General features: G+C 38.9%; 9 protein-coding genes. 7 read left to right on the forward strand and 2 right to left on the reverse strand.

Annotation, left to right across the window (positions count from 1 at the left end):
- Positions 1 to 42 precede the first annotated feature (42 nt).
- From ispG to ND2E_RS19920, 6 genes are all read left to right on the forward strand, one after another.
- Positions 43 to 1,173 (forward strand): flavodoxin-dependent (E)-4-hydroxy-3-methylbut-2-enyl-diphosphate synthase, encoded by a 1,131-nt coding sequence (ispG, locus tag ND2E_RS19945; RefSeq protein ID WP_033092030.1) that lies wholly within the window; start codon positions 43 to 45, stop codon positions 1,171 to 1,173.
- A gap of 352 nt (positions 1,174 to 1,525) precedes the next feature.
- Positions 1,526 to 2,806: a histidine--tRNA ligase gene (hisS, locus tag ND2E_RS19940; protein ID WP_081961946.1), complete on the forward strand. Its 1,281-nt coding sequence runs from the start codon at positions 1,526 to 1,528 to the stop codon at positions 2,804 to 2,806.
- A gap of 23 nt (positions 2,807 to 2,829) precedes the next feature.
- Positions 2,830 to 3,501 carry a YfgM family protein gene (locus ND2E_RS19935; RefSeq protein ID WP_033092031.1) on the forward strand — a complete coding sequence of 224 codons (672 nt, stop codon included), beginning with the start codon at positions 2,830 to 2,832 and terminating at the stop codon, positions 3,499 to 3,501.
- Between the two features lie 51 nt (positions 3,502 to 3,552).
- Positions 3,553 to 4,797 carry an outer membrane protein assembly factor BamB gene (gene bamB, locus ND2E_RS19930; RefSeq protein WP_052056174.1) on the forward strand — a complete coding sequence of 415 codons (1,245 nt, stop codon included), beginning with the start codon at positions 3,553 to 3,555 and terminating at the stop codon, positions 4,795 to 4,797.
- A gap of 217 nt (positions 4,798 to 5,014) precedes the next feature.
- Complete coding sequence (gene der, locus ND2E_RS19925) at positions 5,015 to 6,511, forward strand: ribosome biogenesis GTPase Der (protein WP_033092032.1); 1,497 nt, start codon at positions 5,015 to 5,017, stop codon at positions 6,509 to 6,511.
- Positions 6,512 to 6,709: 198 nt separating this feature from the next.
- On the forward strand, positions 6,710 to 7,384 hold the full coding sequence (locus ND2E_RS19920) for a PilZ domain-containing protein (RefSeq protein ID WP_033092033.1): 675 nt from the start codon (positions 6,710 to 6,712) through the stop codon (positions 7,382 to 7,384).
- Here ND2E_RS19920 and ND2E_RS19915 read toward each other — a convergent pair.
- Positions 7,376 to 8,809 (reverse strand): sensor domain-containing diguanylate cyclase, encoded by a 1,434-nt coding sequence (locus ND2E_RS19915; RefSeq protein ID WP_033092034.1) that lies wholly within the window; start codon positions 8,807 to 8,809, stop codon positions 7,376 to 7,378. The genes ND2E_RS19920 and ND2E_RS19915 overlap by 9 nt on opposite strands.
- A 108-nt stretch (positions 8,810 to 8,917) precedes the next feature.
- Positions 8,918 to 10,252 (reverse strand): exodeoxyribonuclease VII large subunit, encoded by a 1,335-nt coding sequence (gene xseA, locus ND2E_RS19910; RefSeq protein ID WP_081961947.1) that lies wholly within the window; start codon positions 10,250 to 10,252, stop codon positions 8,918 to 8,920.
- A 220-nt stretch (positions 10,253 to 10,472) separates the two neighbouring features.
- Here xseA and guaB point away from each other — a divergent pair, with 220 nt between their 5' ends.
- Positions 10,473 to 11,945, forward strand: a complete 1,473-nt coding sequence (guaB, locus tag ND2E_RS19905) for an IMP dehydrogenase (protein WP_033092035.1) — start codon at positions 10,473 to 10,475, stop codon at positions 11,943 to 11,945.
- The last annotated feature ends 12 nt before the right edge of the window (positions 11,946 to 11,957 follow it).

Genomic DNA, 11,957 nt, shown 5'->3' on the forward strand with positions numbered 1-11,957 from the left:
ATTATCGACTACTCCACATATAGAAAAATATAAAGATACATTATGTTTAAAGAATCACCCATTATACGCCGTGTCTCTCGCCAAATTATGGTAGGTAACGTACCTGTTGGCGGTGATGCTCCAATTACTGTGCAGTCAATGACAAATACATTGACCACTGATGTCGCTGCAACGGTTGCGCAAATCAAAGCTCTGGAAGCTGTCGGTGCCGATATTGTCCGTGTTAGTGTTCCTACTATGGATGCAGCAGAAGCATTTCGTGAAATCAAACAGCAGGTTGACGTGCCTTTAGTTACCGATATTCACTTTGATTATCGTATTGCCTTAAAAGTTGCTGAGTATGGCGCAGACTGTTTGCGTATTAATCCAGGTAATATTGGTAATGAAAACAGAATTCGCAGCGTGGTTGAATGTGCGCGTGATAACAACATACCCATTCGAATTGGTGTCAATGGTGGTTCATTAGAAAAAGATATTCAAGAAAAGTATACCGAGCCAACGCCAGAAGCATTATTAGAGTCAGCGATGCGTCATGTTGATATCTTAGATAGGTTAAATTTTAATGAATTTAAAGTAAGCGTTAAAGCGTCTGATGTTTTTTTAGCGGTTGAATCGTATAAATTATTAGCGAAACAAATTGATAACCCATTACATTTAGGCATTACTGAAGCTGGCGGTTTGCGTTCAGGCTCAGTAAAGTCATCTGTTGGTTTAGGATTATTATTAGCGCAGGGCATTGGTGATACATTACGTATTTCTCTTGCAGCTGACCCGGTTGAAGAAATCAAAGTGGGTTTTGATATTTTAAAATCACTTAAATTACGTAGCCGAGGCATCAACTTAATTGCTTGCCCAAGTTGTTCTCGTCAAGAGTTTGATGTGGTGTCAACAGTGAATGCGTTAGAGCAACGTATTGAAGATATTATGACTCCTATGGATGTATCTATTATTGGCTGTATCGTCAATGGCCCAGGTGAAGCAATGGTGTCAGATCTTGGCTTAACAGGCAGTAGTAAAAAAAGTGGTTACTATTTAGATGGCATTCGCCAGAAAGAGCGCTTTGATAATACGGATCTTGTCGACCAATTAGAGCAGCGTATCCGCGCTAAAGCACGTTCGATGAGTGAGCGTCTAGATGAAAAAAATAGAATTGATATTAAAACAAAGGATTAAAACTATCAGTAATTATCGTATAAGGTAATGAAAACACGATAAGCACCGTGGTTTATTCGATTGCTATTATTAGGTATACTGCGCGCTGCGCAAATTTAATACCAATCGGACTGATTTATTTAGCACTTAGCGAGAATTAAAAGCCTTAGAGGCAAGGCATTGATTGAAGAGAATGGTTATTCCCTTGTCAAAATCAATAACGCCGCATGTAAACCTTTTAAACTCGCTAATGTAACTCTAAACTGACTAATAAATTAATCCGTTTGGTATAACACAGTAATAAGTGCTAGAAAGCAGGCCCGAAAGGGACGCTACCAGCCCTTCAAAAGAAATAAAAAGAGAGAACAGCTCAGTGGCTAAACAAAAGGCTCTACAAGCAATACGTGGCATGAATGATTGCCTTCCAAGTGAAACTAATATCTGGCAAATGGTTGAAACGGTGCTGCGTCGGGTCGCCAGCAATTACGGTTTTGCTGAAATTCGCATGCCGATTGTTGAGTCAACAGCGTTGTTTAAACGTGGTATTGGTGAAGTGACCGATATTGTTGAAAAAGAAATGTACACTTTTGATGACTTAAACGGCGATAGTTTAACGTTACGCCCTGAAGGAACTGCAAGTTGCGTTCGTGCAGGCAACCAACATGGCTTACTATATAACCAAGAGCAACGCCTTTGGTATATGGGACCTATGTTTCGCCATGAAAGACCACAAAAAGGTCGTTACCGTCAATTTCATCAATTTGGCTTAGAAGCCTTTGGAATTGCAACTCCAGACATAGATGTTGAAATTATTTTGCTAACTTCTCGTTTATGGCGGGAACTTGGTATCAATGAATTTGTCACACTAGAGTTGAATTCATTAGGATCGAATGAAGAACGTGCTAATTACCGTGAAGCCTTGATTGCTTATTTGCTTGAGCATGAGGAATTACTTGATGAAGACTCTAAGCGACGTATGCATACTAACCCGCTAAGAGTATTAGATAGTAAAAATCCACAAGTTCAAGAAGCGTTAATTAATGCACCTAAATTATCAGATCATTTTGGTGAAGAAACGCAAGCGCATTTTGATACGCTTTGTGCTCGTTTAGATGCAGCGGGTATTAACTATGTATTAAATGAACGTTTAGTACGTGGTTTAGATTACTATAATCGTACTGTATTTGAGTGGGTTACTTCGACACTTGGCGCACAAGGTACTATTTGTGCCGGTGGTCGTTATGACGGTTTAGTTGAACAGCTTGGTGGTAAAGCAACACCTGCCTTTGGTTTTGCCTTAGGTATCGAACGTTTAGTGTTAATGCTGACGGAATTAGAAGAAGTATCTAATATTCGCCCTCAAGTAGATGCTTATGTCGTTATCCTAGGAGAGGATGCACAAGTCGCCGCTAATAAATTAGCTGAACAATGGCGTGATCAAGTACCTGAGTTAAGGTTGCAGTGTCATTGTGGTGGCGGCAATATGAAAAAACAATTAAAGCGTGCTGATAAATCCGGTGCGCAAATCGCGTTAATCTTAGGTGATGATGAAATTACCCAAGAGAAAGTTATGGTGAAATACTTGCGCGGGCAAAAAGAACAAGAAAGCGTGGAATTTACCCAAGTTTCGAGCTTGTTATCTGAATTAATTTAACGGCATTTGGCCAAGGTGAAGTAGTGGAAATTTATCAAACAGAAGAACAACAAGTAGAAGCGATTAAAAGTTACTGGCAACAAAATGGCAATACTATTATCGCAGGTATTGTCTTAGGTCTTGCAGGATTCATCGGTTTTAATGTGTATCAAGATAATAAATTTGAAGAAGAATTACTTGTATCAGATAATTATCAAACGTTGATTGAGCAAAGTGGAAAAGATGCAAAAGCTTTTACTGAAAATGGCGAAAAATTTATCAGTGAAAATGGTGATAATAGCTATGTTTCCTTAACAGCGTTGGCACTTGCTAAAGAAGCAGCCACACATAAAGATTGGCCACAAGTTCAAAAACAATTAACAACTGCAATTGAATCTGCACCTACTGATGGTATTAAAGCGATTGCCAGTTTACGTTTAGCGCGTGTTCAAGTTCAACTTGAACACTATTCTGATGCACTTGCTACTTTAAATAGTAATTTACCGGAATCATTTACCGCTGCAATTGAAGAAATCAAAGGTGATGCATACCTACAACAGGGTAAAAAAGATCTAGCTCGTAGCGCTTATCAAGCAGCAATTGCCGCTGATGGTATTGCTACAAGTCCAAGCTTACAAATTAAATTAGACGATTTAGCACAAGTAACGACATTGCCTGTTGCTGGCGTCGATGCTGCTGAACCTGCGGTTAAGTAATTTAATTAGGTTATTTGACAAGATTATTTACTGTTGTTAATAAGGCAAACTATGCGTTGTTTTGATAAAAAAATTTTTAAAGGCCTGAGTACGAAAAAAGCCCTCGCCATCATTTTATTGTCTTCAAGCCTATTTGCTTGTTCGTCAAGTGATGAAGAAGACCCGAGCACTAAAGTTGCTGAACTCTCTGATTTAGATAATGCTTTTGATGTGGAAATAGTATGGGACCGAAGTGTAGGTGATGGTGTTAATGACTATTTCTCACGGATAAAACCTATTGTTGCCTATAACAAAGTCTATAGTGCCAGCCGAGAGGGTGATGTTGTCGCTTTTGATAAAGAAAGTGGTGATGAAGTTTGGCAAGCTGACTTAAGTGATATTCATGATGAGCGCAGTTTTTGGGATAGTCGTGTTTCTGCCTTAGTTGCAGGTGGTCCTGTAGCAGGCATGAAAAAAGTGTTTCTTGGCACCGAAAATGGTGATGTTTTCGCCTTAGATGCGGAAACAGGTGAGCTAATCTGGCAAGCTAAAATCAAAGGGGAAGTCATTACTCCACCTGCTATTGACTCGGGGATTTTGGTAGTGAACTCCGCTTCTGGCGTACTCAAAGGCTTTGATGCGAGTACTGGTGAAGAGATATGGAAAGTTGAACAAGATGTTCCTGCCTTAACATTGCGCGGTATCAGTACCCCTGTTATTGCGTCTGGTGGCGTAATAATAGGCTCTGGTAAAGGTGAGTTAGGCGTTTACATTCTTGAAAAAGGCCAAGCAGGTTGGACAACTGAAGTTGGTGAGGCGACTGGCTCCACAGAATTGCAGCGTGTTATTGATGTTGATTCAGCGCCTGTTGTCTTTGGTGATAAAGTTTATGCCATTTCAGCTCGAGGAAACTTAGTTGCTATTGAGTTAAAATCGGGGCGAATTCTGTGGAAACGTCAATATTCATCGTATAGACAAATTTCGGTTTATCGTAATGATATTTATATTACTAATACACGCGGCCATATTTATGCCCTTAATCGAATTAATGGCATTGAGCGTTGGAGTAATGTTGAATTAACAAATCGGAGCGTCACTGGACCTGCAGTTGTCGATGATTATGTTGTGGTGGGTGATTTTGAAGGCTATTTACATTGGCTTAACCAAGAAACTGGTGAAATAGTGTCTCGTCATCAAGTCGACAGTAGTGGAATATACTCAACGCCGACAGTTGTTGATGATATAATATACACTCAATCCCGTGATGGTGATTTACAAGTTATTAGTACACCAAAAATTGTCAGTGCAGCGCAATAAGCTGTACTGGTATGAGTTGTTTTATTTAAAAGAAAGCAACTAAAGTTAATAACGGCTCCTATGCAAAGTGCATTAGGAGCCGTTGCTTGTTTTTAGCAATATCATTTTTAACTAAGCTGACTAAGTGGTTTTGCTTTTAAGTTTTGGTATTTAGTTTTTATAATTGTTTGAAAAACCATGCATTACTCGCTTGCATGGTAATTTCTTTGAGGTGCTCATGCTTCCTGTAGTTGCTCTAGTTGGTCGTCCTAATGTCGGAAAATCAACGTTATTTAACCGTTTAACCCGTAGTCGAGATGCTCTTGTAGCCGACTACCCCGGATTAACTCGCGATCGTCAATATGGTCAAGCTGAAGTAGAAGAACATCCGTTTATTGTTATTGATACCGGTGGCATTAATGGTGATGAACAGGGCATAGATGTGCTTATGGCTGAACAATCATTGATGGCAATTGAAGAAGCTGATGCTGTACTCTTCTTAGTTGATGCTCGTGATGGTTTGACTGCCGCAGATCATGGTATTGCAGATCACCTACGTAAACAAAATAAAAAAATATTTGTGGTTGCCAATAAAATTGACGGCATTCATGGCGACTCTGCTGCTGCAGAGTTTTACTCATTAGGATTAGGTGAGCATGTTCATCAAATTGCGGCTGCCCACGGTCGTGGTGTTACGCAACTTTTAACGCTTGCTCTAACTCCTCATATTGAAGAGCTTGGTCAACCTAAAGTCTCTGAAGGTGAAGCGAGTGAAGGTGAGTTTGATGATGCCTTCTTTAATGATAAAGAAGTTGAGTTGACTGAAGAAGAACTTGCTAAAAAGCTTGAAGATGAACCACAAGAAAATGACAAAATAAAATTAGCGATAATAGGACGTCCTAATGTTGGCAAGTCAACGCTAACTAACAGAATTTTAGGTGAAGAGCGTGTTGTTGTTTACGATATGCCAGGTACCACGCGCGATAGTGTTTATATTCCTATGGAGCGTAATGGTCGTGAGTACACATTAATTGATACTGCGGGTATTCGTAGGCGCAAAAATGTTACTGATGTGGTGGAAAAGTACTCAGTGATCAAAACTTTACGCGCTATTGAAGATGCCAATGTTTGTCTTCTTATCATTGATGCACAAGAAGGTATCAGCGATCAAGATCTAAGCTTGTTAGGCTTTATTCTCGAGGCAGGTCGTTCACTTGTTTTAGCCGTCAATAAATGGGATGGATTAGAAGATCATGAAAAAGATCGTATTAAAACTGAGCTGGATCGACGTTTAGGTTTTATCGACTTTGCTCGTGTACATTTTATTTCGGCTCTACACGGCACTGGTGTTGGTCATTTATATGAATCAGTTGAAGAGGCATTTGTTTCTGCAACTAAACGTATTTCAACGGCTATGGTAACTAAAATACTTGATATGGCAGTATTTGATCATCAACCACCATTACATCAAGGGCGACGTATTAAACTTAAATATGCGCATGCGGGGGGCTATAACCCACCTATTATCATTATTCATGGTAATTCAGCGAAGAAATTACCCATGTCTTATAAGCGCTATTTAATGAACTATTATCGTAAGTCATTAAAAATGATGGGAACACCTATTCGTATCCAGTTTAAAGATACCTTGAACCCATTTGCCGGTAAGAAGAAACTAAGCTACACAGAGCAAAAGAAAATTGCCCGTGCTACGCAAGGTTATAAAAAAGATTAGGATTTACTGCAACTTACTATATACCCAAACTACCTGAATATGTCGATTCCAGCCCTGCGGGGAGGTCTAAGCATGAATTGCTCAAGCGCCCTGAACACGCATTTTCAAATGGCTTGGGTATATAGCTAGCAAGTTGCATTCATGCCTTGATTTTACTAAGGTAACTAACACGCTAAACGTTTTATCTCATCGAAGAATATGGCTGAACCAGAAATCTTAATTGATCCAACTAAACCTTCTGCACGTAACTTATCTTATTTGAAAGCGGGGGCGCCGATCATTATTGATATATCTACCCCTGCGGGTCAAAAAAGAAAGTTTAACACCTATTTTATTGGTTACTTGCCTAAAAAGTATGTCCTAATTGAATACCCTGACTCTTCAAAGCTGGGTGCTTTTTCTCAATACATTGGTCAAGGTACTGTGATTACCGTTCGTGGTCTTATTGAAGGCCGAGATGGTGCCGCGGTTGCCTTTATTAGTACTGTTAGACAAACCTTACAAATTCCCTCTCGCATTATGGTATTAGACATTCCAACCACTGTGACATTACAACAATTACGCTCTTCTATACGCATTGAAACTCAGATAGTAGCGAAAGTTAAAATTGATGATGTTTACTGGCAAACAACCATGACAAATTTATCTGTTAATGGTGGTCAGTTAGATATCATCAATGGTGAAAAGTTAGCGCTAGCGGAAAATAAAACGGTTGAGGTTTTAGTCGAAACAAGTGAGGGAGAAGACAATATTAAATTTAACGCGACAGTTTGTAACTTTAAACAGCAAGTTGACGGTGTATCTTTTGGTGTTAAATTCAATCAAGTGAATAAGCAGCAGGTAATAGAATTACTCTATCAAGCCTTAGCTTGAGACAATACAGTTTTTCCCTGATGATTTGGCTTTATATAAGGCTAAATCAGCGCGTTTTAACAGCGTATCGACGTTATCTTTCTCTGTAGCAGATGTCACGCCTAAGCTAATAGTCACTTGCTGTTCTGCGTAGTGGGCTAACTGATTACTTTGGGCAACTTGCGAGCGTAATTGTTCAGCAATTATCTGCGCTTGGTTAATATCAGAGTCGATCAAAAGAATAATGAATTCTTCACCGCCCCATCGAGCTACAAAATCACTTTTTCTAACGTTAGTGTTTAGTATTTCTGCTAAAGAAATTAGTACTTTATCACCAATATCATGTCCCTTAGTGTCATTGACATATTTGAAGTTATCTATATCAATAAACACAAGCGATAGCTTGCTATTATTACGTTCTTTGAGCAATAACAGTTTTGCTAACTCTTCATGAAAACAGCGTCTGTTAGGCAAGTCAGTCAGATCATCATGGCTGGCCAACTTATCTAATTTCACATGAATTTTTCTCACATATAGCACAATGATAAAGCTGATAAGTAAAGTTATGATTGCCGAGAAAAATATATTGAGATAAAAGGTATCTTCTGCAGCCTTAGTGAAGTTGTTAACTTTGGCTTCTACCATAAGATATAAGTCTAATTCATCAATATATTTTCTGTTAAGTAAAAATGCTTCCCCCGCTAATGTGTAATCGAAGACCTGACTTCCTTTTCCTATAATATCAGTGAATTGACTGGCTAATTCAGGTATGTCATTCAGGTTTTTTAATTTTTTAACGTTTTGTTCAGCAATGACCACCTTGCCATTAACATCAACAAAATAAACTGAAAACTGATAACGTTGTCTAAACACTTTTAGCATGTCTTTGATATAAGAGGTCTTCAGCCCTACACCTGTAGCACCTATCATATGATAATCATTATTGAGAATTTTATGATTGATAAACATGATAAGTTCACTACCCATATTGGTATTGTAATCGATATTGATTTCGTTTAATTCAGAGGACTTGTGAAAATCTAAATACCACTGACTGTTAGGACTTTTACCATCAACTTTATCTAGCATTCCTTTAGCGGAGTAATAATTTCGACTTTTGTCTGACACTAAGAATGTAGTGAACATTTGGTATTTATGTTGAATAGCTTCTAGGTAACGCACAATTTGTTGCACGTCATCTTCTTCTTCTGATAGCCAGTCAATTAAAAAAGTATCGTGTGCCATCATTGAGGCAATAAGGTTGGGTTCAATAATATTTTTCTGAATTTCAGTGTAGATATTATCTATTGTTAGCGGTAAAGCACTATTTTTTAGTCGCTCCCGCGTTGTTTCCATTGAGGTTAAATAGTTAATTATCGTTAGGGTGGCTGATAAGGTAAATACTAAGGCAGTTATGATGAAAACAATTCGATAATTAAAACGCATAACATTAGTTACCTTTGACAAAGATAGGTTGAGATCATAACAGTTATTGTGCTGTATGGTAGTAAGTTTTGTATCGCAAACTTAGACCTGTTAAGTGGCGAACAGATACTAAATGACTTTAGCATTAATTCGCCCATCACTAAGCTGCAGGCTAAACTCTTCGTTACAAGAGAGTTGGTCAACTTTCGTGATCACTTCATTTTTACTATTTCTAGTCACGCTGTAACCTCTCGCTATCGTGGCAAGTGGACTCACAAGTTGTAATTGCTCAATCAAATGCACAAAAGTTTCACTGCTATGTTGCAAGGAGTTTTGCATTGCTTGAGTGATCCTATGGGTATTTTGGTTAATGTGATCTTGTTTAGTTTGGATGATGGTTAAGGGAGACTGTTGCAGTAATCGTTGGTTAAGCTGAACAGGCGTATACTGCAATTGTTTTATATTTCGCTGCATAGCTTGTTTTAAACGTAAACTTAATTCATCAGATTTTTGTTGCTGTAACTGTAATTGATGCTCGGGGTGTACTTGCGATAAACGGTGTTGCAAATAATTTTTTTCATTGTTTAAATAATCTAACTTGATTCGATGGGCCTTTTTCAGACGCAGTTCAAGGATGAATAATTGATTCAGCAATTCACTGCTATCACTTGAGACCAGCTCTGCGGCGGCAGAGGGGGTTGGAGCACGTAAGTCGGCCACATAATCACTCAAGGTCGTATCAATTTCATGGCCAACGGCACTAATTATCGGTAATGCACTTTTATGGATGGCGTGCACTACACTTTCCTCATTAAATGGCCATAGGTCTTCTAATGAACCACCACCTCGGCCAACAATAAGCACATCACATTCATTACGATTATTTGCACTTTCAATGGCATGACAAATATCTCCTTGTGCATAACTACCTTGCACTAGCGAAGGGTAGATAATGGCTTTGATATTTGGATTACGACGCTTAAGCACGGTTAAAATATCTTTAACGGCAGCGCCTGTCGGTGAAGTAACAATACCGACACACTGAATATGCGCTGGTAGCTGCTTTTTATGCGATAAATCAAATACGCCTAGCGCATTGAGCTTATTTTTTAATTGTTCGTATTGTTGACGTAACAAACCAGTGCCGGCATCTTCCATATGCTCAATAATTAATTGAAAGTCTCCACGAGGCTCATACAATGATACCTTCGCCCTTACTAACACTTGTTGACCATTACTTGGCATTGCACCGCTACTTAAGCGGACACGTCTATTACTTCCCTTAAACATCGCGCATTTAACTTGTGACTTCGCATCTTTTAATGACAAATACCAATGACCAGAGTTAGCGGCAATAAAATTTGATACTTCGCCAGTTAACCAAACAGTATTTAGTTCGCTCTCGAGAATAAAACGTACTTTTTTAGTTAATTCACTGATTTGTAAAATATGCTGTTGGCTCATAGTGGAAAGAAATTTAGGCTTAATAAATGAGAAGATTCACTATTATTTATTGAATAGGATAGTCTTTCAATTCATTTCCATCATTTATATTTGTTTAGCATTTACATTTACAAACTTTTAATAAAAAGTTAATAGAAATAGGTTTACCTAAAACAAGAAAACAGTTAAAATTCTGCCGCAATATTCACTCCCTAACCAACCCTTTTAGAGAGATGTTGCGATGCTAAGAATTGCCCAAGAAGCTTTAACTTTTGATGATGTATTACTTGTACCTGCTCATTCAGAAGTACTCCCACACACGGCTGATTTAAAAACTAAATTAACCCGTAAAATTGATTTGAATGTACCTTTGGTTTCTGCGTCTATGGACACAGTTACAGAAGCGCGCCTAGCGATTAAGCTAGCGCAAGAAGGCGGTTTAGGTTTTATTCATAAAAATATGACCATTGCAGAACAAGCGAAAAACGTTTGTAAAGTAAAGAAATATGAAAGTGGTATTGTTTCAGATCCTGTCACAGTAAGTACGGACTTTACTATTGAACAAGTCATGCACAAAGCTGATGACTTAGGTTTTTCAGGTTTTCCTGTTGTCGATGATAAAAACAATCTAGTCGGTATCATTACTGGCCGTGATTTACGTTTTGAAACAGACTTAACTAAATCAGTTTCTTCACTTATGACAGTGAAAGAAGACTTAATCACGGTGACAGAAGGTGCTGCACGTGAAGAAATTTTGGGCTTAATGCACACTAACCGTATTGAAAAAATATTAGTGGTAGATGATGCCTTTAAGTTAGTCGGTCTTATCACAGCAAAAGATTACCAAAAGGCTGAGAAAAAGCCTGATGCGTGTAAAGATGAGTTAGGTCGCTTACGTGTTGGTGCTGCTGTTGGTGTTGGCGCAGGAACTGACGAGCGTATTGATGCATTAGTTACTGCCGGTGTTGATGTTTTATTAATTGATACCTCCCATGGTCACTCTCAAGGGGTTATTGACCGTGTAAGTGAAACCCGCCAAAAATACCCTGATTTACAAATCATTGCAGGTAACGTTGCAACAGCTGCAGGCGCAAAAGCATTAGCCGATGTTGGTGTTGATGCAGTTAAAGTCGGCATAGGCCCTGGTTCAATTTGTACTACGCGTATTGTTACCGGTGTTGGTGTGCCACAATTAACCGCTATTTCAAATGCGGTAGAAGCATTAAAGGGCACAGGCATTCCTGTTATCGCGGATGGTGGTATACGTTTCTCAGGTGATATTGCGAAAGCACTTGTTGCGGGCGCACACTGTGTCATGGTTGGTAGTATGTTAGCTGGTACTGAAGAGTCACCAGGTGAAGTTGAGCTTTACCAAGGCCGTTACTACAAATCTTATCGAGGCATGGGCTCTTTAGGTGCTATGGCTCAAAAAGATGGTTCAAGTGATCGTTACTTCCAAAAAACTGATGGTGAAGCAGATAAATTAGTACCAGAAGGTATTGAAGGACGCGTTGCTTATAAAGGCCCAGTTTCAGCTATAATTCATCAGCAAATGGGGGGTATACGTTCATCAATGGGCTTGACTGGTTGTGCCACTATTGAAGAAATGCGTACTAAACCACAATTTATGAAAATTACCTCAGCGGGTATGGGCGAGTCGCATGTACATGATGTGACTATCACTAAAGAAGCACCCAACTATAGAATGGGATAAGCTTTGTTGAAT

The organism is Colwellia psychrerythraea (assembly GCF_000764225.1).
Classification (GTDB): Bacteria; Pseudomonadota; Gammaproteobacteria; order Enterobacterales; family Alteromonadaceae; genus Colwellia; species Colwellia psychrerythraea_D.